Annotated in this window: 23 protein-coding genes; 11 read left to right on the top strand and 12 right to left on the bottom strand. The window is 73.1% G+C overall.

Features of this window, described 5'->3' with window-relative positions; translation table 11 throughout:
* Positions 1–66: 66 nt before the first annotated feature.
* Together IFT90_RS05725 and IFT90_RS05720 are read right to left on the bottom strand one after the other, a co-directional pair.
* On the bottom strand, positions 67–897 hold the full coding sequence (locus IFT90_RS05725; protein ID WP_199861637.1) for an aldo/keto reductase: 831 nt from the start codon (positions 895–897) through the stop codon (positions 67–69).
* A complete protein-coding gene (locus IFT90_RS05720) occupies positions 897–1271 on the bottom strand; it encodes an FKBP-type peptidyl-prolyl cis-trans isomerase (protein ID WP_123548736.1) in 375 nt (124 codons plus the stop codon). Before IFT90_RS05720 ends, IFT90_RS05725 begins: the two co-directional genes overlap by 1 nt.
* An 86-nt stretch (positions 1272–1357) precedes the next feature.
* On the opposite strand from IFT90_RS05720, the gene IFT90_RS05715 reads away from it, so the two are divergent.
* Positions 1358–2683: an MFS transporter gene (locus IFT90_RS05715; protein ID WP_192041312.1), complete on the top strand. Its 1326-nt coding sequence runs from the start codon at positions 1358–1360 to the stop codon at positions 2681–2683.
* Positions 2684–2710: 27 nt separating this feature from the next.
* Here IFT90_RS05715 and IFT90_RS05710 read toward each other — a convergent pair whose 3' ends face one another.
* Positions 2711–4135, bottom strand: coding sequence for a PrsW family intramembrane metalloprotease (locus tag IFT90_RS05710; RefSeq protein ID WP_192041311.1), 1425 nt, complete (start codon positions 4133–4135; stop codon positions 2711–2713).
* A 143-nt stretch (positions 4136–4278) separates the two neighbouring features.
* Here IFT90_RS05710 and IFT90_RS05705 point away from each other — a divergent pair, with 143 nt between their 5' ends.
* On the top strand, positions 4279–5508 hold the full coding sequence (locus IFT90_RS05705; protein WP_192041310.1) for a YihY/virulence factor BrkB family protein: 1230 nt from the start codon (positions 4279–4281) through the stop codon (positions 5506–5508).
* Between the two features lie 104 nt (positions 5509–5612).
* The gene (locus IFT90_RS05700; RefSeq protein WP_192041309.1) at positions 5613–6224 is read left to right on the top strand and encodes a GNAT family N-acetyltransferase; all 612 of its coding nucleotides are present in this window, start codon (positions 5613–5615) and stop codon (positions 6222–6224) included.
* Between the two features lie 43 nt (positions 6225–6267).
* Here IFT90_RS05700 and IFT90_RS05695 read toward each other — a convergent pair whose 3' ends face one another.
* A complete protein-coding gene (locus IFT90_RS05695) occupies positions 6268–6690 on the bottom strand; it encodes a hypothetical protein (RefSeq protein ID WP_192041308.1) in 423 nt (140 codons plus the stop codon).
* Between the two features lie 123 nt (positions 6691–6813).
* On the opposite strand from IFT90_RS05695, the gene IFT90_RS05690 reads away from it, so the two are divergent.
* Positions 6814–7245: a hypothetical protein gene (locus IFT90_RS05690; RefSeq protein WP_192041307.1), complete on the top strand. Its 432-nt coding sequence runs from the start codon at positions 6814–6816 to the stop codon at positions 7243–7245.
* Positions 7246–7314: 69 nt separating this feature from the next.
* Here IFT90_RS05690 and IFT90_RS05685 read toward each other — a convergent pair whose 3' ends face one another.
* Positions 7315–7824 (bottom strand): hypothetical protein, encoded by a 510-nt coding sequence (locus IFT90_RS05685; RefSeq protein ID WP_192041306.1) that lies wholly within the window; start codon positions 7822–7824, stop codon positions 7315–7317.
* A gap of 107 nt (positions 7825–7931) precedes the next feature.
* Positions 7932–9464: an aspartate ammonia-lyase gene (locus IFT90_RS05680; protein WP_244638730.1), complete on the bottom strand. Its 1533-nt coding sequence runs from the start codon at positions 9462–9464 to the stop codon at positions 7932–7934.
* Between the two features lie 423 nt (positions 9465–9887).
* Here IFT90_RS05680 and IFT90_RS05675 point away from each other — a divergent pair, with 423 nt between their 5' ends.
* Positions 9888–11414, top strand: a complete 1527-nt coding sequence (locus tag IFT90_RS05675; protein ID WP_192041304.1) for an MFS transporter — start codon at positions 9888–9890, stop codon at positions 11412–11414.
* 13 nt (positions 11415–11427) lie between these two features.
* Here IFT90_RS05675 and IFT90_RS05670 read toward each other — a convergent pair whose 3' ends face one another.
* The 3 genes from IFT90_RS05670 to IFT90_RS05660 all read right to left on the bottom strand — a co-directional run bounded on the left by IFT90_RS05670 (position 11428) and on the right by IFT90_RS05660 (position 14642).
* Entirely contained in the window at positions 11428–11640 is a 213-nt protein-coding gene (locus IFT90_RS05670; RefSeq protein WP_192041303.1) for a hypothetical protein, read from the bottom strand.
* A complete protein-coding gene (locus IFT90_RS05665; protein ID WP_192041302.1) occupies positions 11637–12947 on the bottom strand; it encodes an inorganic phosphate transporter in 1311 nt (436 codons plus the stop codon). The genes IFT90_RS05670 and IFT90_RS05665 overlap by 4 nt, the downstream gene beginning before the upstream one ends.
* A gap of 150 nt (positions 12948–13097) precedes the next feature.
* Positions 13098–14642: a carboxylesterase family protein gene (locus tag IFT90_RS05660; protein ID WP_192041301.1), complete on the bottom strand. Its 1545-nt coding sequence runs from the start codon at positions 14640–14642 to the stop codon at positions 13098–13100.
* Positions 14643–14820: 178 nt separating this feature from the next.
* Here IFT90_RS05660 and IFT90_RS05655 point away from each other — a divergent pair, with 178 nt between their 5' ends.
* Both IFT90_RS05655 and IFT90_RS05650 read left to right on the top strand, forming a co-directional pair.
* Positions 14821–16533: a sodium:proton antiporter gene (locus IFT90_RS05655; RefSeq protein WP_192041300.1), complete on the top strand. Its 1713-nt coding sequence runs from the start codon at positions 14821–14823 to the stop codon at positions 16531–16533.
* A 40-nt stretch (positions 16534–16573) separates the two neighbouring features.
* On the top strand, positions 16574–17881 hold the full coding sequence (locus IFT90_RS05650; protein ID WP_192041299.1) for an ABC transporter permease: 1308 nt from the start codon (positions 16574–16576) through the stop codon (positions 17879–17881).
* A 135-nt stretch (positions 17882–18016) separates the two neighbouring features.
* Here the strand turns inward: IFT90_RS05650 and IFT90_RS05645 are convergent, their stop codons facing one another.
* Together IFT90_RS05645 and IFT90_RS05640 are read right to left on the bottom strand one after the other, a co-directional pair.
* Positions 18017–18322, bottom strand: a complete 306-nt coding sequence (locus tag IFT90_RS05645; protein ID WP_192041298.1) for a hypothetical protein — start codon at positions 18320–18322, stop codon at positions 18017–18019.
* A gap of 157 nt (positions 18323–18479) precedes the next feature.
* Positions 18480–19082: an 8-oxo-dGTP diphosphatase gene (locus IFT90_RS05640; protein ID WP_192041297.1), complete on the bottom strand. Its 603-nt coding sequence runs from the start codon at positions 19080–19082 to the stop codon at positions 18480–18482.
* Here IFT90_RS05640 and IFT90_RS05635 point away from each other — a divergent pair.
* From IFT90_RS05635 to IFT90_RS05620, 4 genes are read left to right on the top strand one after another with little or no spacing between them, the layout of a single operon-like run.
* Positions 19081–19431, top strand: coding sequence for a hypothetical protein (locus IFT90_RS05635; protein ID WP_192041296.1), 351 nt, complete (start codon positions 19081–19083; stop codon positions 19429–19431). The genes IFT90_RS05640 and IFT90_RS05635 overlap by 2 nt on opposite strands.
* A 57-nt stretch (positions 19432–19488) precedes the next feature.
* Positions 19489–20316 (top strand): hypothetical protein, encoded by an 828-nt coding sequence (locus IFT90_RS05630; protein ID WP_192041295.1) that lies wholly within the window; start codon positions 19489–19491, stop codon positions 20314–20316.
* A 45-nt stretch (positions 20317–20361) separates the two neighbouring features.
* Positions 20362–22470 (top strand): S9 family peptidase, encoded by a 2109-nt coding sequence (locus IFT90_RS05625; RefSeq protein ID WP_192041294.1) that lies wholly within the window; start codon positions 20362–20364, stop codon positions 22468–22470.
* Positions 22471–22476: 6 nt separating this feature from the next.
* Positions 22477–23070, top strand: a complete 594-nt coding sequence (locus tag IFT90_RS05620; RefSeq protein ID WP_192041293.1) for a DUF1697 domain-containing protein — start codon at positions 22477–22479, stop codon at positions 23068–23070.
* A gap of 37 nt (positions 23071–23107) precedes the next feature.
* Here the strand turns inward: IFT90_RS05620 and IFT90_RS05615 are convergent, their stop codons facing one another.
* A complete protein-coding gene (locus IFT90_RS05615) occupies positions 23108–23887 on the bottom strand; it encodes a CYTH domain-containing protein (RefSeq protein WP_192041292.1) in 780 nt (259 codons plus the stop codon).
* Positions 23888–23908 lie beyond the last annotated feature (21 nt).

Genomic DNA, 23908 nt, shown 5'->3' with positions numbered 1-23908 from the left:
GACGCCCGCGCCCTCCGGGGAGGACGCGGGCGTGTCGAGCCGAGCGGGTCGAGACCGCAGGCGGAGCTAGAACTCCTCGTGCGTCTCGGGGTCGCCGTCCCAGAGCCGGCCGCGCTCGAGGCCGCTGACGCGCGCCACCTCGTCGTCGGACAGCTCGAAGTCGAAGACGTCGAGGTTCTCGCGCTGGCGACCGGGGTCGGCCGACTTGGGCACGGGCACGGCGCCGAGCTGGACGTGCCAGCGCAGGACGACCTGGGTGGGCGTCTTGCCGTGGGCACGCGCGATCTCGGTGACCACCGCCTCCTGCAGCAGCTCGCTCTGCTTGGCGAGCGGGCTCCAGCTCTCCGTGACGATGCCCATGCGCTCGTGCACCGCGCGCATCCCCGCCTGGGGGAAGTACGGGTGCAGCTCGATCTGGTTCACCACGGGCACGACGCCGGTCTCGTCGGCGACGCGCTGCAGGTGCTCCTCGGTGAAGTTCGAGACGCCGACGCTGCCGACGAGGCCGTCCTCCTGCAGCTTCACGAACGCGCGGAACGAGTCGACGTACTTGTCGACCCGGGGCAGCGGCCAGTGGATCAGGTAGAGGTCGACGAAGTCGAGGCCCAGGTTGGCGCGGGTCTCCTCGAAGCTCGCCAGCGTCTCCTCGTAGCCGTGGTGCCGGCCCGGCAGCTTCGACGTGACGACGAGCTCGTCGCGCGGCACGTCGACACGGCGGACGGCCTCGCCGACCGCCGCCTCGTTGCCGTAGTTGAGGGCCGTGTCGAGGAGGCGGTAGCCGGACTCGATCGCCGTGGCGACCTGGCCCGCGCCCTCGTCGCCGTCCATCCCGTACGTGCCGAGGCCGAGGGCCGGGATGGTCCGGCCGTCGGCGAGGCCGATCGAGGGGGCCGTCATCAGCTGACGCCGAGGAGGTCGATGACGAAGATCAGGGTCTTGCCGGAGAGCGGGTGCCCGCCGCCGACGGGACCGTAGGCGAGGTGCGGCGGGACGACGAGCTGGCGGCGGCCGCCGACCTTCATGCCGGGGATGCCCTCCTGCCAGCCGCGGACGAGGGCCGCGAGGGGGAAGTTGATGGGCTCGCCGCGGCTCCACGACGCGTCGAACTCCTCGCCGGAGTCGAACTCGACACCGAGGTAGTGGACGTTGACGGTCGAGCCGGACTGGGCCTCGTCGCCGTCGCCGACCGTGATGTCGGTGATCTCGAGCTCGGCGGGAGCAGGAGCGGTGGGGGCGTCGATCTCGGGCTTGGTGCTGGGGTCGTGAGTCATGGCTCCATCCAACCACCGCCTCCTCGTGTCGTCGGGAGGAGGCGGGACGTCGACCCCGAACCGTGCGCATCGCGCATGATGGAGCCTTGACCACTCCGACTCCCGCCCCTGCTCCGTCCCGCCGCCCCGTGCTCGTCGACGTCACGCCGCTGCGGCAGAGCCCGGCCTTCGCGCGCCTCTTCGTCGGCAACACCGTGAGCGGCATCGGGACGCAGCTCACCCTCGTCGCCGTCGGGCTCGAGGTCTACGACATCACCCGCTCGACCTTCGCCGTCGCGCTGGTCGGCGTCGTCTCGCTCGTGCCGATGATCGTCGCGGGGCTCTGGGGCGGCATGCTCGCCGACGCGTTCGACCGGCGCAAGGTCGCCCTCGTCGCCGCCGTCTTCGCCTGGCTGTCGACCGCCGCCATCGCCCTGCACGCCTGGCTCGGCCTGCACGAGGTGGGGCTGCTGTACGTGCTGACCTGCGTCAACGCGGTGGCCGGGACGATGATCGCGACGTCGCGCGCCTCGATCGTGCCGCGCCTCCTGCCGGCCTCGCTGCTGCCCGCCGCGGCCGCGCTCGGCGGCATCGGCACGGGGCTGATGCTCACGGTCGGGCCGGCGCTCGCGGGGGTGCTCGTCGCGGGCATCGGCTTCGCGCCCACCTACACGGTCGACGTGGTGCTCTTCTCGTTCGCGTTCCTCGGGATCGTGACGCTGCCGCCGATCCGCCCCGAGGGGAACGCCCAGCGCCCGGGGCTGGCGTCGCTGGTCGAGGGGATGCGGTTCCTGCGGCGGGCGCCGACGGTGCGCACGACCTTCGTCGTCGACATCATCGCGATGACCTTCGGGCAGCCGCGGGTGCTCTACCCCGTCGTCGGGGCCGTCGTGATCGGAGGAGGCGCGGTGACGGTCGGCGTCCTCACCGCCTCCTACGCGGTGGGCGCCCTCCTGAGCAGCGTCTTCTCGGGGCGGCTCGGACACGTGCGCCTCCAGGGCCGCGCGGTCGACCGCGCGATCACCGTCTACGGGACCTGCATCGCCGCGTTCGGGCTCGTGCTGGCGGTCACCGCGCCGCGCGGCGACGGCGGGCTGACGGAGGGGCTGGGGCAGGCCGACCTGGTCGCGCTCGGGGCTGCCGCGCTCGCCCTCGCGGGGGCCGGGGCCGCCGACAACGTCAGCTCGATCTTCCGCTCGACCATCCTGCAGACCGCGGCTCCCGACCACATGCGAGGGCGTCTCCAGGGCGTCTTCATCGTGGTCGTCACCGGCGGGCCGCGGGTCGGCGACCTGTTCGTCGGGCTGGTCGCCGCGGCCGGCGTGGCGTGGCCGCCGTTGCTCGGCGGGGCGCTGATCGTCGTGCTCATCGCCGTCGTGGCACGGCTCACGCCGTCGTTCAGGACGTACGACGCGCTCCACCCGACGCCGTAGCGACGGAGGCGGCGACGGCCGCCGGCCTCACCAGCCGGGAGGCGGGAGGGGGCGACCCCACGGATCGTGCGTGGGCGGGCCGTCCTGCCAGTACTGCTGCTGCTGTGCGGGCTGCTGCGGCACCTGCAGCGGCGCAGGCTGCTGCGGCTGCCAGACCTGCTCGTGCTGCTGCGGCGGCTGCGGCTGATGCGGCCAGGCCAGCGCCGGCTGCTGCGGCCACCCGACGAACGCCGCGGGCGGCGCCTGCAGCGCCGACCGGCTCGCGGCGAGCGCCGCCAGCAGGTCGGCCTCGTCGCGGCGGGCGCCCTCGTCGTGCCCTCTCTTGCCCTTGACCAGCCGCTGCCGGGTGAAGGCGAGGCGCGTGGCGTCCGAGACGAAGCGCCGCATGGCGGGCCCCGTCCCGTTGGCGGCCGCCCAGCGGCGTGCTCGACGGCGGCCGGCGCCCGTCGACAGCATCGAGACCTCGTCGGCGCTGAACCAGCCCACCGCGGCGTACTCGGCGAGCCGTGCGTGCGTGACGCGGCGCTCGTTGCGGCGCAGGAAGACGACCAGCAGCACCATCGCGACGAAGATCGGCACCTGCACGAGCAGGTAGTAGACGAAGAAGCCGTCGCCGACGACGACGAGCGCGCCGTTCCAGAGGGCGTGCAGGGCGGCGGCGGGCACGACGCCGAGGGCGAACCAGCCGATCGCGCCGAGCCGGCCGGTTCGACGGGCCGCCCAGCCGAGCGCGATGCCGGTGCACGCCGTGTACATGACGTGGGCGAAGGGCGACATCAGCGCCCGGACGACGAAGACGAACACCAGGCCGTCGCTGCCGAGCGTCAGGTCGTCGACGACCTGCAGCGCGAAGTACTGGATGTTCTCGACGAAGGCGAACCCCGCGGCCACGGTCGCGGCGTAGACCACGCCGTCGACGGGGCCGTCGAAGTGCCGCCGGAAGATCCACAGCACCAGCAGCACGCCGAACCCCTTGGCGACCTCCTCGACGATCGGGGCCTGGACGACGGCGCCGAAGACCTCTGCGCCTCCTCGCGCCCCGATGCCGACGAGGCCCTGGACCGAGCCGACGACGAGGTCGACGATCAGGGCGGTGCCGACCGAGACGGCCGCGCCCCAGAGGAACGCGAACAGCAGGGCGACGCGGGGTTCCGGCTCCCAGCGGTCGACGAGCCAGATGCCGACCATGACGATGGCGAGCGGCACGAACGCGAGCAGGCTCGCGGCGAGGATCACGCCCGGCGACAGGAAGATGAGGAAGTAGACGACCAGGGCGAGGACGAAGACCCCGATCACCGTGAAGCCGACCGCGAGGGCGACACCGCTCGCGACCGGTCGACGCCGGGGCGCGGGCTGCGCGAAGACCGGCTGCGCCGGCCACCAGACGGGCTCGGGCGCCCGCGCGGGCTGGCCGGCGATCTGGTGCTGCTGTCCGGAGTCGTCCCACGTCATGCCCCCGACCCTACGGGCCCGCAGGAGGCGGTGGCCGGGTGCCGAGGAGGCGCCGGCCGCGACGACGGCCGGGCACTGGCCGGGCGCTGGCCGCGGCGCGCACGGCACGCGCTCCGGCCCCTCCCCCGCTGTACCCTCGGGGGATGTCTGCGACGCGGTCCCTCCCGGAGAACCCGTCGCCGACCCGGTACGTCGTCATGCGGGTGTGGCACGACTTCCTGAGGCACCGCACGATCGACGCCGCCGCCTCCCTGACGTTCTTCTCGACCCTGGCGATCCTGCCGACCGCGCTGGCCCTCGTGTCGGGCGTCGCGCTCTTCCAGGACGGCGAGGCGGCCGTGAACGACATCCTCGAGGTCGCCCGCTTCGTGCTGAGCGCCGACGCGATCGACACCCTGCGGCGACCGCTCGAGCAGATGCTCAGCCTCTCGAACCCGGGCGTCGCGTTCGGCATCGGCCTGTGGCTGACGCTGTGGTCGCTGTCGTCGTACACGACCGCCTTCGGCCGGGCGATGAACACCGCCTACGAGGTCGAGGAGGGGCGGCGCATCTGGAAGTTCCGCGGGCACATGATGATCGTCACCTTCGTGCTGATGGTGTCGTTCGCCGTGATCGCGGCCCTGCTGCTGGTCACCCCGACGCTCTTCGTCGGCATCGGCGAGGCCGCGGGCTTCCGCGAGCCGTGGTTCACCCTCTACAACGTGCTCAAGTGGCCCGTCATCGCCGCCCTCGCCGTGTTCGCCGTCGCGATGCTCTACTACTTCACGCCGAACGTGCGGCCGCCCCGGCTGCGCTGGGTGTCGTACGGCGCCATGTTCGCGCTCGTCATCTGGGCGGTCTGCACCCTCGGCTTCGCCCTCTACGTGTCGACCGTCTCGAACTACGACCGCTTCTACGGTTGGCTCGGCGGCGTCGTGGTCGTGCTGCTCTACTCGTACATCAGCAACTTCGTGCTCGTCATCGGCGGCGAGCTCGACAGCGAGGTGCTGCGGATGCGCCAGCTGCGCCGCGGGGTGAAGGCAGAGGAGGTCATCCCCCTGCCGATGCGCGACACGGCCCGCAACCACATCCTCGCCCGCAACGGAGCGTGGGACGTCCGGGTCGGCCGGGCGCTCCGCGAGCGGGCCCTGCGCGAGAACGGCGGCGTGCTCGACGCCGACGAGCTGCGCCACCTGCACGTGCGGGGCGAGCGGCTGCACATCACCGACCGCGACCACGCCCACGCGGCCGCGCTCGAGCTCGACCTGGACGGCGACGGCAGCCGCGAGCCGGAGCGGACGCCCGAGGTCGACGCGGCCCGCTCGCCCGAGCCGGAGGCCGCCCGCGCCCCCGAGGTCGACGCAGCCCGCGCCCCCGAGCCCTCCACGCCCTGAGCCCGGCCGGCGCCGCACCCCGCAGTGGACGATGCACCCCGTCGTTGCGGGGTGCATCGTCCACTCCGAGGTGTCCCGGCGACGGATGCAGGAGGATCGAGGCCATGGACTCGGACACGGTGGCGACGACGCCTCGACTGACGCTGCGCCTCCATCGCTCGAGCGATCTGGACCGGCTCGTCGCGATCCACTCCCGGCCGGACGTCGCGAGGTACCTCCTGCAGGAGCCCTGGACCGCCGAGGACGGCGAGGCACAGCTCGGGCGACGCCTGCCCCGGACCGACCTGGCCGAGCCCGTCGGGGCGCTCGCCCTCGTGGTCGAGCGGGAGGGCCTCCTCATCGGCACGGTGTCGCTGTGGCGCACGGAGCAGGAGCGGCGCACCGTCGAGATCGGCTGGACCCTCGACCCTGCGCACGGAGGCGGCGGCTACGCGACCGAGGCGGTCGCAGCCGGTCTGCGGATCGCGTTCGGACAGGACGACGTCCACCGCGTCACGGCGCAGCTGGACGCCCGCAACACGGCGTCCGAGCGCCTCGCCGCCCGTGTGGGCATGCGGCAGGAGGCGCACCACCGGCAGGACTTCTGGAGCAAGGGCGAGTGGACGGACACCCTGGTCTTCGGGGTGCTGGCGGATGAGCACGGCGCGCAGGCGCTCTGTCGGCAGCCCGACCGACCGGCCCCTGATCCCCGGCGGGGAGCGGACGCAGGCACCTGACGGAGCGGCTGCTCGTCAGGTCGGCAGACGGAGCGGCTGCTCCTCAGGTCGGCAGACGGAGCGCATCGGTGTAGTCGCGTCCGCCAGGTCGACCTGACGCGAAGAGCCGCAGGTCAGCATGGTCGCCTCGACAGACGGCGGCGGCCATCCTGTGGGCGCGCGCAGCGCTCACGAGCGGTGACCGACGGCCCTTCTCCGTGCGGACCGCCGCGAGGTCCGCTGCCAAGCGGTCGTGATGTCCTGCGGCGACCTCGAGGCTCCCGCCGGACGACAAGGTGAGGCTCGCAGCGAGGCCGAGCTGCGACTGCAGCACCTCGATCGCCTCATCGTCGCGGCTCTCTGCGTAGACATCACCGACCAGCAGACTGAGAGCGCGGATGCGAGCCCACGCCGTGAGCACCGACGACTCGTCGACGGGGTAGCGCCCGATCAGGCTGGTGATGCGATCGAGGAGCACGTCGGTCATGGGCCGATCCTCGCACGCCGCTGACGGAGGCCCAGGAACACGGGGGCCCGTCGGCCCCCTGACCGCGATCGCCGACGTCGACACGAGGAGGTCGTGACCGTCGTGCGCTGAGAGGATGACCGCATGACGGATCACCTCGGACGACGCATCGAGCACCTCATGACGAGGTACCCGTTCGACGAGTCCTCTCGCCACACAGCCTGGGCTCGGACCACCGCGCTGAGCGAGCTCGTCCGGATCCTCCGGACGAACGAGCCGACCGACGTGGGGGTCGAGACGCTCGAGGCCCAGCTGAGACTGGCGGCGATCATCACCCGTGACTGCGACGGCGACCTCGAGGACGCGGCCTCGCACCACGATCGGCTGGCGTCCGACATCACCGCAGTGCAGCCGGACGCCGACCCCTGGTCCCCGGTGCGGAACGCCGCACGCGCCCACCGGATGGCCGCTGCCATCTGCCGTGGTGACCACTCCGACCTGCGGCTCTTCGCCTCCCCCCGGAAGGACGGGATCGACCGCACCGCGGCGCTCCGGCTGCCGCCTGCCGAGGGGTGACCTCCGGCCCCCGCGCTCGTCGAGGCGGTCCGCCGCGCCATCAGCATCCGCCGTGCTCGGCCGACCACGTCACGATCGCTCAGGACGGACGCTGTCGGACGTCCCGCCCGCACGGGGGCCGTCCGGGGTGGAGCGGTTGCCCGAGGCAGGGCTGTAGGCGTACCAGCGGCCACCACCCAGTCTCTCCGTCAAGCCTCGAGCCTCCTCGGCCTGCCGCTCTGCCCGCACGTGCAGGGCCTTCGCCGCCCTGGGGTTGGTCGGCGGCTCCTTTGACCCGAAGACGCGGCGCCCCTCGACCATCAGGTGCACCTCGACGCCGCGCCCGAGCTCGTCGGCGACCCGCCCGGCCAGGGCGCCGCCGGTGACGGCGAACTCGTGCTCGTCCTCCGGCGCGTGCGACGGGACGTCCGGATCGAGGCGCGACCGGTGGAACGCGTCCCATGCTCGGAGATCGTCCCGGAGTCGCGGCGACAGACGGGCATCGTCCAGATCGACTGCCCCGCCGGACCAGAGCACCGTGCCGGCGTGGTCGGGGAACATCCGCACGATCAGGCGGCCGTCTCGTGAACGCTCGGTCATCCCGAGACCGTATCGTGCCCGCCGGACAGCGCCCAGGGGTTCCCCGTCCGGTGCCGGGGAGGCGCGGTGCAGGCCGGACCGGCACCGCGCCTCCTGCGGACCGCTCGTCAGCCCGCGGTCTCGTCGCCCGGGTTGCGCACCCCGGTCGCGTTCGCGGCGCGGGCCACGGCCGCCGCCGGATCGTCGACGTCGATGATCGGGATGGCGCTCGTGACGGCCTCGAGGCCGGACAGGCGCGCGGGCGACAGCACCTTCTGCACCTGCTCCTCGCTCATCAGGCCGGCCGCGACGACGAGGCGCGCGATGGGCGCGTTCGTCGTCAGGGCGGTGTGCGCGATGGCGGCGGCGGCCGAGTAGCCGATGTACGGCGTCAGCGCCGTGACGCTGCCGACGTTCGTCTCGACCTGCTGCGTGAGCCGGGCGCGGTTCGCCTCGATGCCGTCGACGCAGTTGACCCGCAGCGTGCGGCAGGCGTACGTCATCCACTGGAGGCTCTGCATCACCGAGTGCGTGATGACGGGCTCGAACGCGTTCAGCTGCAGCTGGCCCGCCTCCGCCGCCATCGTCACGGTCACGTCGGCACCGGCGACCGAGAACGCGACCTGGTTGACGACCTCGGGGATCACCGGGTTGACCTTGCCCGGCATGATCGACGAGCCGGCCTGGCGCGGCGGCAGCGTGATCTCGCCGATGCCGGCCTGCGGGCCCGACGACAGCAGGCGCAGGTCGTTGCAGATCTTCGAGAGCTTGATGGCGCTGCGCTTGAGCGCGCCGCTGAGTGTCATGAAGACGCCGGTGTCGCTCGTCGCCTCGATCAGGTCGGGGGCCGTGACGAGCTCCATGCCCGACAGCTCGCTGAGGTGGCGGCGCACGGCGTCCGCGTACTGCGGGTCGGCCGTGATGCCCGTGCCGATGGCCGTGGCGCCGAGGTTGATCTCGCCGAGCAGCGGGATGACGTCGCGGAGGCGCTGCACGTCCTCGCCCAGGGTGTGGGCGAAGCCGACGAACTCCTGGCCCAGCGTCATCGGCACGGCGTCCTGCAGCTGGGTGCGGCCGACCTTGAGCACGTCGTGGAACTCGGCCCCCTTGGTCGCGAAGGCCGTGGCGAGCAGGTCGAGCTCGTCGAGGAGGCGGCGGAGCGTCAGGACCATCGCGATCTTCACCGAGGTCGGGTACGTGTCGTTCGTGCTCTGGCTGCGGTTGACGTCGTCGATCGGGTGCAGGTGCGCGTAGTCGCCCTTGGGGTGGCCCATCAGCTCGAGGGCCCGGTTCGCGATGACCTCGTTGCTGTTCATGTTCGTGCTCGTGCCCGCGCCTCCCTGGATCACCCCGACGGCGAACTCGTCGTGCAGCGCTCCCCCGCGGATCTCGACGCAGGCCTGCTCGATGGCGTCGGCCTTGTGCCTCTCGAGCACGCCGATCTCGACGTTCGCGCGGGCGGCGGCCTGCTTGACGAGCGCGAGCGCGATGACGAGGTCGGGGTAGACCGAGATCGGCCGCTGGCTGATCGGGAAGTTCTCGAGCGCCCGCGCCGTGTGGATGCCCCAGTAGGCGTCGGCGGGGACCTCGCGGCTGCCGAGGGAGTCGGTCTCGGTGCGCGTGCTCGGGCCGGCCGCACGTCGCCCGCGTGCGGCCGGCAGCTCGCCGGTCTGGTCGGCGGGTCGCTCGCCGGGACGCCCGTCGAGGTCGTCGGTGCCGGCACCGTGCTGGTCGTCGGTGCGGGTGCTGTCGGTCGTCACGGTGTCGTGCCTCCGTCGTCGTCGTCGTTCGCCGCCACGACCTCGTGAGCCGTGACGGTCGGCCGCTGCCGAGCCTACCGAGCCGAGGAGGCGCGGGCCGGGCCGAGCCCACATCGTCGACAGGTGTCGACCAGCGTCGCGAACCGTGGGAAGCTTCTCGACGCCGCCGGAGTTGCAGCCTCTGCACCGATGCGCCGCCGCCCGCTCGTCGAGCACGGCGGCGACAGGGCACCACCGCAGCGACGCACCCTCGCCGCGCAGGACCGCAGCGCCGCGTGCCGCCCCACCCGACCGCCGCCCCCGGGCCGCCAGCCGAGAAGACGCATGACCACCACGACGCATGACGACGCCCGCCCCGACGCCCCCGAGGGCGACCCTGCTCCCGGAGGCGCCTCGTCGCTCACCCCGGCCGAGCGGCGGCGCCTGACCCGGACGCCCGACCCGCGCGTCGTCACCGCCGTGCTGGCCTTCTCGGGCCTCGTCGCGGCGCTGATGCAGATGCTCGTGATCCCCATCGTGCCGTCGTTCCCCGAGCTGCTCGACGCCGACCCCGCCGACACGACCTGGATCATCACCGCGACCCTGCTCGCCGGTGCCGTCGTCACCCCGATCGCCGGGCGCCTCGGCGACCTGATGGGCAAGCGCCGGATCGTGCTCGCCCTCGTCGTCGTGATGATCGTCGGGTCGATCGTCGCCGCCTCCACGTCGGAGCTCGTGCCCCTGATCGTCGGACGCGCGCTGCAGGGCACCGCGCTCGGCATCATCCCGCTCGCGATCAGCATCCTCCGCGACACGCTGCCCGCCGAGCGCCTCGGCGGAGCCGTCGCCCTCGTCAGCGCCACCCTCGGCTTCGGCGGCGCGGTCGGCCTGCCGCTCAGCGCCTGGATCTCGGTCACCTTCGACTGGCACGTGCTCTTCTGGACCGCCGCCCTGCTCGGCGTCGTCGTCTTCGCCCTCGTGGCCTGGCTCGTGCCCGCCAGCACCCTCCGGACCGAGGGTCGCTTCGACCTGCCCGGGGCGATCGGCCTCGCCATCGGGCTCACGGGCGTGCTGCTCGCAGTCTCGAAGGGCAACGACTGGGGCTGGCTCAGCGGCTCGACACTCGCCTCCGGCCTGACCGGCCTGGCCGTGCTCGTGCTGTGGGGCTTCTACCAGCTGCGGGTCAGCAGCCCGCTGGTGGACCTGCGGGTCGCCGTCCGCCCTGCCGTGCTGCTGACGAACCTCGCGTCGGTCGCGCTCGGCTTCGCGCTCTTCGGCAGCAACGTGTCGCTGCCCCAACTGCTCGAGCTGCCGGCCGAGACCGGCGTGGGCCTCGGCCAGAGCATCATGGTCGCGTCGCTCTGCCTGGCGCCCTCGGGCGTCGTGATGATGCTGATGGCTCCCGTCGCCGCACGGGCCACCGCCCGCTTCGGCGCGCGCATCTGCCTCGTCGTCGGCGGGTCGATCATCGTCGTCAGCTACGCGGTCGCCGCGGTCGCGTTCGACCAGGTCTGGCAGATCGTGCTCGTGTCGGTGCTGATCGGCTTCGGGATCGGGCTCGCGTACGCGGCCATGCCGACGCTGATCATGCACGCCGTGCCCGCGACCGAGACCGCCGCGGCCAACGGCCTCAACACCCTGATGCGCTCGCTCGGCACGACGAGCGCGTCGGCCGTGGTCGGGCTGCTGCTCACGGCGAACTCGATGCCGTTCGCCGGCGGATCGGTGCCGACCGAGGCCGGCTTCCGGCTGACGTTCGTGCTCGGCGGAGCGGTGGCGCTGCTCAGCGTGCTGCTCGCCGTCGCGATCCCGCGGCGTGAGCCCGTGTACGCGGACGCGGCGCTGCCCACCGGGCCGGTGCGCACGCGCTGACCGGCGCCGATCGTCAGCGGTGCAGCGCCGGGACGATCAGGTAGATGCCGTAGAGGACCCCGAGGCCGCAGAGCACGAAGCACGCCCAGCCCGCAGCCGTGCGCACGGCACTGCGGTCGTCGACCGTGAGGAGGCGGAGGCCCAGCGAGTAGACCGTCACCAACGCGGCGGCGGAGAACAGCGACACCAGGGCGACGGTGACGAAGGCGGTCCAGTCGATGCTCATCGGGTCGTCCCGTCGTCGGTGCGGTCGGTGCGGTCGGTGCGGTCAGCTCGGTCGCCGCGGTCGGCGATCGTCGTCGCGACGGGCGGGTCGTCCAGCCGGACGAACGGCGCCTCCACTCCCCCGGCGGGCGTGTCGACGCGGCCCTTCTTCTCGGCACGGCGGGCGCGGCGGCGGGACAGGACGCTCGTCGCGGCCACGTCGACCTCCATCGCGGCCGACTGGTCGTGCGGGCGGCGACGCGAGAGCAAGAAGATCCCCGCGACGACCGCGACCCCGACGACGGCGTCGACGACGAGCCCGACGATGCCCGCCGAGGCGATGAACGCCGCGACGGCGCCGACCGCAGCGCTCGCCGGCAGCGTGATGAACCAGGCGGCGACGATCTTGCCGGCGGTGCTCCACTGGATCTTGGCGCCGCGGCGGCCGAGCCCGGCGCCGATGATCGAGCCGCTCGCGACCTGCGTCGTCGACAGCGCGAAGCCGAGGTGGCTCGACGCCAGCACGGTGGCCGTGGTCGACGCCTCGGCGGAGAAGCCCTGGGTCGGCTTGACCTCGGTGAGGCCGCCTCCCATGGTCTGGATGATGCGCCAGCCGCCCGTGTAGGTGCCGAGCGCGATCGCGAGGGCGCACACCACGACGACCCAGAGGGGCGGGCCCGAGCCTGCTCCGAGGGCGCCCGACGCGATCAGGGTCAGGGTGATGACGCCCATCGTCTTCTGGGCGTCGTTCGTGCCGTGCGCGAGCGCGACCAGCGACGACGTGAAGATCTGGCCGTAGCGGAAGCCGCCCCGCTCGCTCTTGTCGTCGCGGCGACGCGTGATCCGGTAGGCGAGCCGGGTGGCCGTGTAGCCGACGAGCCCGGCGATGAGCGGAGCCAGCAGCGCGGGCAGCACGACCTTCGAGAGCACGACCGAGAAGTCGACCGAGCTGAGGCCGGCGCCGACGACGGCGGCGCCGATCAGGCCGCCGAAGAGCGCGTGCGACGAGCTCGACGGCAGGCCGCGCAGCCAGGTGAACATGTTCCAGACGACGGCGCCGATCAGCCCGGCGAAGATCATCTCGGGCGAGATCTGCACCCCGCCGTCACCCTCGCGGATGATGCCGCCCGAGACCGTCTTGGCCACCTCGGTGCTGAGGAAGGCGCCGACGAGGTTGAGCACGGCGGCCACCGTCACCGCGACCTTGGGCTTCATCGCCCCCGTCGCGATCGGGGTCGCCATGGCGTTGGCCGTGTCGTGGAACCCGTTGGTGAAGTCGAAGAAGAGGGCCAGGACGATGACCAGGACGACGATGAGCGTGAGATCCACCGGGCAACACTCGCACCCCGGTGAACGGCGGTCAACTCGGAGGTGCACGGCACGCAACGAGGAGGTGGACGGCAGGTGTCCGAGGACGACGCACGCGGCGACCGGCACGAGCACGCCGCGCTCGCTGCATGCGGCTCCGTCCCGCTCCGCTCAGACGTGCGGCACGAACTCCTGCCAGGCACGACGCCGGTCGCCCCGCGGGTCCTCCTCGACCCGGTCGACGTCGTCGATGACGAGCGTGCGGCGGCGCTCGGGCTCGTAGGTCGGCCAGTCGGCGACCGCTCCGGTCAGGACGAACTCGACCCAGCGCGCGCGCATGCGGGAGGCCGTGCGGAGGAACGCGCGACGACCGCCGAGCAGGCTCATCGCCCAGCCGAACGGCGTGCGCATCCGGTCGTAGAGCGCCCAGAGCTCGAGCCCGTGGAACGCGTCGACCCCGGCGACGCGGAGGATGCGCGGCGCGGCGTCGAAGCGGTAGAAGCGCACCGGCTGGTGGCGCGCGTGGCGCTCGGCGACCTTGACCGACGGGAACCAGAACGCGTAGTCCCCGCCGAAGTCGAGGGCCGCCGGGCGGTCGGGCAGCCCGGGGTAGAGCTTCTTGATCGCCTTGCGGGACGGCTTGGCGGTGGCGGCGAAGATCGCGCGGATGCGCGGCTTGGTCGTCGCGAGGATGTCCCGCCGTCCCGTGAAGACCGAGCCCTCCCGGTCGTTCGTCCCGATGATCAGGGGCACCGGGTGGGCCCGTCCCGCCTTGAAGGCGTCGAGGGGCCGTTCCGGCAGCACGTCGCCGTCGATCACCGGGCAGAAGCAGATCGTGCCCGGCTCCTCGTCCGGGGTGCGGAGCTGCAGCTCGGCCGCCGCCCGCACGATCGAGGCGACCGGCGCCTCCTCCAGCATCTGCGCCGCGTCGTCGAGCGACGTCGACTCGAGGTCGTCGTCGCCGACCTGGTGGCTGAGCAGCTCGAGGAACTCGGCCGCCCAGCGCTGCGTCACGGCGGGCAGGTAGACGGCGTTCGTCGGCGAGCTCTGCGCGATGGCCCGGGCGAAGAGGCCGCGCGCCGACGGCACCGTCATCAGCGTCGTCACCGCGTTGCCGCCCGAGCTCTCGCCCGAGAGCGTGACGGCCTCCGGGTCTCCCCCGAACGCCGCGACGTTGGCGCGGACCCACTCGAGCGCCGCGACCTGGTCACGGAGCCCCAGGTTCGACTCGACCGGGCGCTCGGGAGTCGACCAGTGCGAGAGGTCGAGCCAGCCGAGCGCGCCCAGCCGGTAGTTGATGCTGACGTAGACGAGCCCCGAGTCGCGCACCAGCGTCTCGCCCTGTCTCGGGTACTCGCGGGACGAGCCGACGCTGTAGGCGCCTCCGTGGACGAAGACGAGCACCGGGAGGCGGTCGCCCGGCCGGGAGCCGCGGGGCGCGACGACGTTGACGGTGAGGCAGTCCTCGTCGAGCGGGGTGCGGCGGTCGACGCCGACGAACTGCCCTCGGTCCTGCGGGGCCGCCGGGCCGAACTCCGCGGCGTCGCGGACGCCCTGCCAGGGAGCGGCCGGGGCCGGGGCCCGGAATCGGCGAGCGCCGGTGGGAGCCGCCGCGTACGGGATGCCGCGCCAGGCGAGCACGCCCCGCTCGCGCACCCCGCGGACGAGGCCGCCGGCGGTCTCGCGCAGCAGGGGGTCGTCGTCGGTCCGGGTCACGACCCGACTCTACGAGGCGCGGGCGGGCACCGCGGGCCCCTGTCGTGCGCCTCTCGCACACCGGTCGCCCACCCGACGACCGTCGTTCATCCGGAGTTCTCCGAGGTGCCGCCTGAGAGACTGGTGAAGGACTTCACACACTGCACATCTGCACCGACGGAACGGGGACTCACGCCGCATGGAACTCGCCGAAGTGCTGATCATCCTCTCGGGCTCCCTCCTCGTCACCGGCTTCGCGCGCTGGAAGGGCCTGCCGGCCCCGCTGCTCACGGTCGCCGTGGCGCTCGCCGTGTCGTTCCTCCCCGGGGTCCCCGACATCCAGATCGACAGCGAGGTCATCCTCACGGTCGTGCTGCCGCCGCTGCTCTACTCGGCGTCGCTCGACGTGTCGCTGCTGAACTTCCGCGAGAGCCGCGTGCAGATCCAGCGGCTCGGCATCGGCGCGGTCGTCGTCACCGCGTTCGTCGTGGGCGGGGTCGCCTACGTGCTGATCCCCGACATGACGTGGCCGGCCGCCGTGCTCGTCGGCTCCGTCGTCGCCCCGCCCGACGCGGTCTCGGCCGCGGCGATCGGTCGCAAGCTCGGGCTGCCCCGCAAGGTGATGACCGTGCTCTCGGGCGAGAGCCTGATCAACGACGCGGCGTCGCTGACGCTGGTGAAGGTGTTCCTCGCGATCGTGGGGGGCGCCTCCTTGACCCTCTGGCAGGACCTCGGCATCTTCGGCCTCGCCATCGGGGTGGGCGTCGCGGTCGGCCTCGTGCTCGGCTTCGTCGCGCACCGCGTGCGGATGCGCATCGACGACCCCGTCATCGAGAACGTGATCGGGCTGCTGCTGCCGTTCATCGCCTACATCACGGCCGAGGAGCTCAGCGGCTCGGGAGTGCTCGCCGTCGTCGCGGCCGGCCTCTTCGTCGGCTTCAACTCGCCCCGCACCGGCTACGCGACCCGGCTGCAGGAGCGCCCGTTCTGGGCCGCCGCGGACGTGCTGCTCGAGGGCTTCGTCTTCGCCCTGATCGGGCTGCAGCTGCGCACCGTCGTCCAGGAGGTGGCCGCCAGCGACCGGGGACTCGGCCAGAGCGTCGGGGTCGCCTTCGTCGTCCTCGCGGTGGTGGTGCTCGTCCGGCCCGCGTTCGTCTTCGCCAGCTACTACGCGGCCCGCGTGCTGCGCTACCTGCTGTTGTCGCGCCTCCTGCGGGGCATGCGCCGGGTGCCCGCGCTGCGGCGCGTGCGGTACCACCCGCAGCCGCGGCTGGACTGGCGGCAGCTGACCGTCATCTCGTGGACGGGCATGCGCGGGGTGGTGACGCTCGCCGCCGTCGTGTCGATCCCGGCCGTGACCGAGAGCGGGGTGCCCGTGCCCGCGCGCGACACGATGTTCCTGATCGCGTTCGTCGTGACCGTGGGCACGCTGCTGCTGCAGGGGCTGACGCTGCCCGCCGTGATCCGCCGGCTCGGCGTGCAGGACACGAGCCAGCGCGACCGCGACCTCGCCGCCGAGCTCGCGCTCTTCGCGACGAGCACCGCCGAGACGCTCGAGCACGTCGAGGCGCGGCGGGCGGCCTGGACGGCGCAGTACGGCCCCGAGCTCACCGAGCGGGCGATCCAGGCGGCGACGGCACGGCTCGTGCGACAGAACGACGCCCTGCAGCGCGGCGCCGTCGAGGACGCCTCCGACCGCACCGTCACGGGCGCCGAGCGCGACCGGCGTCGCGAGGTGCCGCGGGCGATCAGCAAGATCCGGCGGGAGCTGCTCGACAAGCGGCGCGAGGTGGTGCTCCGCGAGCGCGACGCGGGCGCCCTCGACGAGGAGGTCATGCGCCACGTGCTGCTCGGCATCGACGCGGAGGAGCTCGCCATGGACACCAACGCGATGTCGAGCACCCGGTCGTGAGGGCCGGGCGTATCGTGACGGCGAGCGAGAAGGAGGACGCGTGACGTCGACGAAGCCCGAGCCGGGGCGCTTCCGCCGCTGGTACTCGACCCTGCACCCGTCGCTGCAGCTGATCGGCCTGCAGCTCTGGCTGCCGCTGTTCTTCATCGTCGGCTTCTGCCTCTGCTACATCGCCGCGTTCCACGCCCCGCACCCGCACGACGTGCCGATCGCGGTCGTCGGGTCGTCGTCGGAGCTGCAGCAGGCGCTCGACGAGGCGGACCCCGGCGTCTTCGTCGTCCGGGGCGAGACCACCGTCGAGGAGGCGCGCGAGGCCGTGCGCACCGGTCACGCGGCCGTCGCCTGGGACCCGGCCGACTCCACCATCTACAAGGCGAGCGCGCACCAGTACCAGGTGTCGGCCCTGATCCCCGCGATGCTCACGCCGGTGCTCGAGGCCGGAGGCGCGACCCCCGTCGTCCAGGACCTCGCGCCCCTGCCCGCCTACGACGAGTACGGCACGGTGTCGCTCTACCTCATGCTCGCCTGGTGCATCGGCGGCTACATGGTCGCGATGTTCATCGGCCTGATGGGGGCGCCGCTCCGGCACCGCACCCGGGTGTCGGTGATCGTCGTCGGCGCACTGCTGATCTCGCTGATCACGAACACGCTCGCCGGGCCGGTGATCGGCGCGGTGCAGGGGCACTGGGGCGAGCTGGTGCTGCTCGGCTGGGCCTGGATCACGGCCATCGGGCTCACCGTGAACGGCATCAGCTACTTCGCGGGACGCTTCGTCGCCCTGCCCGCGATGATCGTCTTCGTCTTCCTGTCGATGCCCGCCTCGGGCGGTGCCTACCCGTCGTGGTTCATGCCGCAGCCCTTCGCCTGGCTGAACGCCGTCGTCGTCGGCAGCGGCATCACCGAGATGCTCAAGCGCGTGCTCTACGACGTCGGCCCCGGCTACGGCCGCGGCCTGACGATGCTCGTCAGCTACGCCGTCGCCGGCGTCGTCCTGATGATCGTCGGCAAGGCGTGGTGGGAGCGGCGGCGCATCCGCCGCATCGTCACGGGCCGGACGACCATGTTCGCCGACGCCCAGGCCGCGAACCGCGAGTTCCTCATCAGCGAGCGTGACGACGTGCTCGCGCGGCACGGGCTCGTCGCGACCGACACGGGCAGCATCGACACGGTGCCCGAGGACGAGCGGAGGCGGTACGAGGCGGGCGCGGACGACGGCTCGGACGTCGACGGCGACGTGCACGGCGACATGTTCCTCGGGGCTCCGGGCGGGCTCGAGGACACCGGGCTCGACACGCGTCCGGTGCGCGTGGTGCCGAGGCGGGACGAGGGCGGCGGCGGGGCGCGCTAGCTGGCGTCAGCTCGCTGGTGTCGTCCGGCTCGCGTCAGCCGGCTCCCGTCAGCAGGCTCGCGTCGGCCGGGGACGACGACGGGCCCGTGTGCAGTGCACACGGGCCCGTGTCGCGGTCGGCCGTCGATCGCCTGGTCAGCGGCTCCCGGCAGCGACCGCGGCCGCTTCGCGCCTGGCGAGCAGGGCCTGTTCGGCGGCCCGGTCCGAGTGCGCGAAGCGGACGGCGACGACCGCGAAGCGCGTGAGCACCGCGGCGGTGCCGATCAGGGAGAGTGCGAGTCCCGTGCTCCCCAGCACGGCGCCCACGACGATCGCGGAAGCGGCGACGGCCCACCCGAGGACCACCACCCATCGCGGTGTCGTCAGGGACATCTCGGCCCACCGTCGCGTGCCACCCGTCGTGCGTGTCGCACGGATGATGACCGCCTGGTGTCCGCTCATGTCGCACTCTCTCCTGATCGTGTTGATCTGTCACCCGAATGACTCGTCTCCATCGACTGTAGGGATCGCGCCCGGAGCGTGCGTCCCCCTCTTGCGGGGGCACCCGAGAGGGGGCAGAACGCGCCGGAGTCCTCCGTTCTGCGGACCCGACGGGCCCTCAGGAGGCGCGCAGCGGCCGGTCGGACACCACCGTCGCGAGGTCGTCGCCGAAGGTGAACTCGTGCGACACGTGTCCCCCGACGAGCACGCCGGGCAGCCACTGCCGGGCGTCGTCCCACATCTCGCCGAGGGGCAGGTCGGCCACGTCGTGCCAGGCGGGCACGAGCTCGTCGCTCTCGGTCGGCTCGCCCTGCCAGCGGGTCGTCACGAACACGGACGACCGCTGGCTCCACGACTCGCGGTGGGGGAAGAGGTAGAGCAGCTCGCCCCGGGGGTCGAGGTCGGATGGGTCGACCGTCACGCCCGCCTCCTCGGCGACCTCGCGGACCGCCGCCTCGACGGCCGTCTCGCCCGGCTCGAGCTTGCCGCCGAGCCCCACGTGGTAGCCGACGCCGAGGCCGGTCTTCTTGCGGCCGAGCAGCACCTGGGCGACCCCGTCGCGCTCGCGGAGCAGGTACGTGACGCAGACGCGGTAGGGCATGCCGCCCAGGGTAGCGACCGGCGGCCCGGCGCCGAGCAGGACCGCGGCACCGGGACGCGGGAGGCGCGCGACCGGCACCGAGGAGGCGTCCAGGGACGCCCCGCGTAGGGTCGTCGTCATGCCCGAGACGCCCGACGCACCCCGCGGCGGCGTGCCGGAGTTCCGCGGCGCCGGCCGGAGCCTCGAGGTGCTGCGGGCCGAGGCGCACGACGAGCTGGCCGCCCTGATCGAGCTGCGCTGCCGGGGCGGCGAGGACCCGTGGGACGTGGTCCCGTCGCTGCCGACCGTCGACGAGCAGGTCGTGATCGCCATCCGCGCCGACGCCCGGGGCGTCGAGGGCGTGCCCGTCGCGGGCGGGCTCGGGGCCGAGGACGAGCTGCGGTTCCTCCGCGGGATCGCGCTGTGGCACCCGGAGCTGTCGCGCGCCGTCTGGTCGTTGATGGGGCGGATCGACGCGGCGTCGCACTGAGGCGCTGGCGGTGCTGATGGTGACGGCGCTGTCGGGGGTCGCGGCTAGCGTGGCCGCATGATCTGGAGCGACGTCCTCACCGTGACGCTCGGCGCGTTCCTCGGCGCCGGGGCGGCCTTCGCCTCGAACCTGCTCGTGCGGCTCCTCGAGTCGCGTCGGTCCGAGGCCTCGGCCCTCAACGAGCTCGTGACCGAGATCCACTTCCGGCGGGTGCTCCGGCGCATCTCCGCGACGCGCAGCCCCGACGCCGCGACCCGCGATCCCGGCTGGCAGCACGCACGGCGGTCGATCGGCGCGCTGCGGGGCGTGATCCGCGCGGCACGTCGGCGCACGCGGCCGCGCTCGACGGCGTTGCCCGTGCTCAACGAGATGACGCTGGCGTGCAACACGTTCCTCGACGACAGCGAGGACGCGCCCGACCTGTACCGCCTGCACCTCATGCAGCTGCACGCCCGGCTCAACGAGAGCGTGCGACGCCTCCGCGACCCGCGCCGGGCCATCGCCGACCTCGAGCCGGGCGAGGCGCACCTCGCCCCGACCGTCGCGGGGCTGCGGGCCCCGACGACCCTGCTGGCGGACGACGGACTGCAGCCCGGAGGCGCGGGTACCGTCGCCCGCATGACCAGCGACGCGCACGCCGACCAGCCAGCCCCTGCCGACCTGCCCGACCCCGCAGCCGTGCCCGACGACGACCTCGACGGCCTCGCCACGCTGCCGGGCGTGCGCACCGCCGGCGGCGCCGAGAAGGCCGGCACCCCGGAGGAGGCGGCCGAGATCCGTCGGCAGGAGGCCGCCCCCGGCCCCGCCGAGAGCCACGTCGCGTCCGACGAGTACCCCGACGTCCCCGAGCAGGACGGCCTCACGGGGTCCGACCGCAGGGTCTGAGGCACGAGCCGGAGCACGACGCGGCAGCCTGGCTAGGCTGGCCGGATGGCCTCCCTCACCCCTCCCCGCGCCCCGCAGAAGCCCGTCGTCCGCAGCCACCACGGCCACGACGTCGTCGACGCCTACGAGTGGCTGCGCGACAAGGAGGACCCCGAGGTGATCGCCCACCTCGAGGCCGAGAACGCGTACACGGCCGAGCAGACCGACCACCTGGCCGCCCTGCGCGAGACGATCTTCGAGGAGATCAAGGGCCGCGTGCAGGAGACCGACCTCGGCGTCCCCGTGCGCGAGGGCTCGTGGTGGTACTACTCGCGCACGGCGGAGGGGAAGCAGTACGGCATCCACTGCCGCGCCCCGATCTCCGGGCCGGACGACTGGACTCCCCCGGCGATCGCCGCCGACCGCCCCGCCGAGGGCGAGCAGGTGCTGCTCGACGGCAACGTCGAGGCCGAGGGGCACGACTTCTTCTCGCTCGGCAGCTTCGACGTCTCGGCCGACGGCACCCGCCTGGCCTGGGCCGTCGACACGACGGGCGACGAGCGCTACCTGCTCCGCGTCCGCGACCTCGAGACCGGCCGCGACCTCGACGACCGCGTCGAGGACACTGCTCCCGGCGCCGTGTTCGACGCGACCGGCGAGTGGATCTTCTACCCCACCGTCGACGAGGCGTGGCGGCCCGACACCATCTGGCGGCACCGCGTCGGCACGACCGGCGACGACGTCGTCGTGATGACCGAGCCCGACGAGCGCTACTGGATCGGCGTCGGCCTCACCCGCAGCCGCCAGTACCTGTTGATCGAGATGGGCTCGAAGATCACCAGCGAGACCTGGATGCTGGATGCGACCCACCCGACCGGCGAGTTCCGCGTGGTCTGGCCCCGCCGGGAGGGCGTCGAGTACGAGGTGGAGCACGCCGTGATCGCGGGGAGCGACCGCCTCCTCGTCGTCCACAACGACGGTGCCGAGAACTTCGAGCTGGTCGACGTGCCGGCCGACGACCCGACCTCGACGACCGACCGCCAGGTCGTCGTGCCGCACAGCGCCTCCGTCCGGCTCGAGTCGGTCGACGCGTTCGCCGGGCACCTCGTCGTCGAGTACCACCGCGAGGCGATGCCGCGCTTCTCGGTCGTCCCCCTGGGCCCCGACGGCATCGGCGAGCCGGTCGAGGTCGAGTTCGACGAGCCGCTGTTCTCGGCAGGGGCCTCGGGCGGCCCCGAGTTCGCCCAGCCGACCGTGCGGTTCGTCCACACGTCGTTCACGACGCCCTCGACCGTCGTCGACCTCGACGTCCGCAACGGCGAGCGCCGTGTGCTCAAGCGCCAGGTCGTGCTCGGCGACTACGACCCCGCCGACTACCAGCAGGCCCGCGAGTGGGCGACGGCCGCCGACGGCACCCGCATCCCGATCTCGCTCGTCTGGCGGCGCGACGCCGTCCGCGTCGGCGAGCCCGCTCCCCTGCACCTCTACGGCTACGGCTCGTACGAGCACAGCATCGACCCGGGCTTCAGCGTCGCCCGCCTCTCGATGCTCGACCGCGGCGTGGTGTTCGCGGTCGCGCACGTGCGCGGCGGCGGCGAGATGGGCCGCGCCTGGTACGAGCAGGGCAAGACCCTGTCGAAGAAGAACACCTTCACCGACTTCGTCGACGTCGCCGACCACCTGATCGCCGAGGGACGCACCAGCCCCGAGCTGCTGGTGGCCGAGGGCGGCAGCGCGGGCGGCCTGCTGATGGGCGCCGTGGCGAACATCGCCCCGGAGCGCTTCGCCGGGATCGTCGCGGCCGTGCCGTTCGTCGACGCCCTGACGAGCATCCTCGACCCCTCGCTGCCCCTCACCGTGATCGAGTGGGACGAGTGGGGCGACCCCCTGCACGACCCCGGGGTCTACGAGTACATGGCGAGCTACACGCCGTACGAGAACGTGCGTGAGGGGGCGACGTACCCGCGCATCCTCGCGGTCACCTCTCTCAACGACACCCGCGTGCTCTACGTCGAGCCCGCGAAGTGGACGGCTCGGCTGCGCGACGTCGGCGCTCCCGTGCTGCTCAAGACCGAGATGTCGGCGGGCCACGGCGGCGTCAGCGGACGTTACGAGTCATGGCGCGAGCGGGCCTTCGAGCTCGCCTGGCTGCTCGACGTGCTCGGCCGCGCCTAGGCCGACGTGGGGCACCTCGCGCAGGACACGGCCGCGCTCGACCAGGTCGGGCTCGACCACGTCGCGCTGCTGCGCGGGATCAACGTCGGGACGGCGAAGCGCGTGCCGATGGCCGAGCTGCGGGCAGCCGCCGAGGACCTGGGGAACGAGCGGCCGGCGACGCTGCTGAACAGTGGCAACCTCGTGTTCTCGGCCGATCGTCCGCTCGGGTCCGAGGACGCCGACGCCCTGCGGGCAGCCGTCCGCGAGCGCACGGGCGTCGACGCCGAGCTGGTCGTCCTCGGCGGCGACGCGTTCGCGCGGATCGCGGCGGCGAACCCGCTGCGCGACGGGTCACGTGAGGCGAAGCTGCTGTCGGTCGCGTTCGCCCAGGCGGGGCGCCCTGTGGTCGAGGAGGCGCCTCCTGCGTCCGACCTCGCCCCCGAGCTGATGGTCGTGACGGGCGAGGCGGTCTACCAGTGGCTGCCCGACGGCGTCCTCGCCAGTCGCGTGCCCGCCGCGTGGTGGCGGTCGCTCGCCGTGCCGGTCACGGCGCGGAACGACGCCACGGTGCGCAAGATCGAGGCGCTGCTCGTCTCCAGGCGCGCCGCCGCCTCCTGACGACCGGTCCGTCCCGTCGTCTCCAGGGTCGGCAGGTTCAGGCGGACTCGGCGCCGAGGCCCCGGGCGAGCTTCGAGCGCGACGTCGAGGGGACGGCGCCGGCGGCGAGCAGGCGCTCCTCGATCGCGTCGAGCAGGGCGTCTCCCGCCGGGCCGTCGACGCCGGGGGCGAGCTCCGCCTCCCACTCGCGCCAGCGTCGGACGACGGGCTCGGCGCCGTCTCGGCCCGGCACGGTCGCCGTGACGACGTCGTCGGCGAGCTCGGCCACCGCGTCGCCCTCCGCGTCGAGGAGCGTCGTCGCCGTGCGCGTCGTCTCGAGCACGATCACCGGCGCGACCGACCGGCCGCGGAGCTGCTCCTCGACCCGGGCGAGCAGCTCGGCGGGGACTCCCTCGTCCTCCGAGCCGAGGGGCGCGTGCACCTCGCGCCGCCCCCGGGTGCTGCCGTCGGAGGCTGATGCGGCCGCCGAGTGGTCGGTTCGTGTCCCCTGAGAGGTCTCGGAGGACATCTCCTGACCACTCGTGTCCTGACCACTCGGGGCCGAGCCGGCGGCCACGGGCGGCAGCTTGAGGTGCCAGCCCTCGTCGTGGCCGCCCGTCCGGCGACGCAACGTGATGCGCGAGCCCAGCAGGAGGTGGTCCTCCGTGTCGTGGTAGACGGCACGGAGGTGCGCGGGGGCGGAGCGCTCGACGCGGGCGACCTCGAGGACCGGGGCTGCGCCTCCTGCGGGGCTCGAGAGGCCGTCGAGGTCGGGGACGACCGCCTCCGCGTCGACGTCGTACTTGCGCTCGATCTCGGTCTGCTCGCTCGTGCTCATGCAGACAGTTCTAGCCTGGCG

Source organism: Frigoribacterium sp. CFBP 8766 (genome assembly GCF_014841435.1).
Lineage (GTDB): Bacteria > Actinomycetota > Actinomycetes > Actinomycetales > Microbacteriaceae > Frigoribacterium.
This window is presented reverse-complemented; position numbering and strand designations above follow the sequence as displayed.

Excerpts from the sequence above, each read along its gene's own strand:
- IFT90_RS05645 (WP_192041298.1), bottom strand. The coding sequence starts at position 18,322 with ATGAGCGGACACCAGGCGGTCATCATCCGTGCGACACGCACGACGGGT.
- IFT90_RS05625 (WP_192041294.1), top strand. The coding sequence starts at position 20,362 with ATGGCCTCCCTCACCCCTCCCCGCGCCCCGCAGAAGCCCGTCGTCCGC.
- IFT90_RS05705 (WP_192041310.1), top strand. The coding sequence starts at position 4,279 with ATGTCTGCGACGCGGTCCCTCCCGGAGAACCCGTCGCCGACCCGGTAC.
- IFT90_RS05615 (WP_192041292.1), bottom strand. The coding sequence starts at position 23,887 with ATGAGCACGAGCGAGCAGACCGAGATCGAGCGCAAGTACGACGTCGAC.
- IFT90_RS05720 (WP_123548736.1), bottom strand. The coding sequence starts at position 1,271 with ATGACTCACGACCCCAGCACCAAGCCCGAGATCGACGCCCCCACCGCT.
- IFT90_RS05655 (WP_192041300.1), top strand. The coding sequence starts at position 14,821 with ATGGAACTCGCCGAAGTGCTGATCATCCTCTCGGGCTCCCTCCTCGTC.
- IFT90_RS05640 (WP_192041297.1), bottom strand. The coding sequence starts at position 19,082 with ATGACGACGACCCTACGCGGGGCGTCCCTGGACGCCTCCTCGGTGCCG.
- IFT90_RS05670 (WP_192041303.1), bottom strand. The coding sequence starts at position 11,640 with ATGAGCATCGACTGGACCGCCTTCGTCACCGTCGCCCTGGTGTCGCTG.
- IFT90_RS05675 (WP_192041304.1), top strand. The coding sequence starts at position 9,888 with ATGACCACCACGACGCATGACGACGCCCGCCCCGACGCCCCCGAGGGC.
- IFT90_RS05695 (WP_192041308.1), bottom strand. The coding sequence starts at position 6,690 with ATGACCGACGTGCTCCTCGATCGCATCACCAGCCTGATCGGGCGCTAC.
- IFT90_RS05690 (WP_192041307.1), top strand. The coding sequence starts at position 6,814 with ATGACGGATCACCTCGGACGACGCATCGAGCACCTCATGACGAGGTAC.
- IFT90_RS05630 (WP_192041295.1), top strand. The coding sequence starts at position 19,489 with ATGATCTGGAGCGACGTCCTCACCGTGACGCTCGGCGCGTTCCTCGGC.
- IFT90_RS05685 (WP_192041306.1), bottom strand. The coding sequence starts at position 7,824 with ATGACCGAGCGTTCACGAGACGGCCGCCTGATCGTGCGGATGTTCCCC.
- IFT90_RS05635 (WP_192041296.1), top strand. The coding sequence starts at position 19,081 with ATGCCCGAGACGCCCGACGCACCCCGCGGCGGCGTGCCGGAGTTCCGC.
- IFT90_RS05710 (WP_192041311.1), bottom strand. The coding sequence starts at position 4,135 with ATGACGTGGGACGACTCCGGACAGCAGCACCAGATCGCCGGCCAGCCC.
- IFT90_RS05700 (WP_192041309.1), top strand. The coding sequence starts at position 5,613 with ATGGACTCGGACACGGTGGCGACGACGCCTCGACTGACGCTGCGCCTC.
- IFT90_RS05725 (WP_199861637.1), bottom strand. The coding sequence starts at position 897 with ATGACGGCCCCCTCGATCGGCCTCGCCGACGGCCGGACCATCCCGGCC.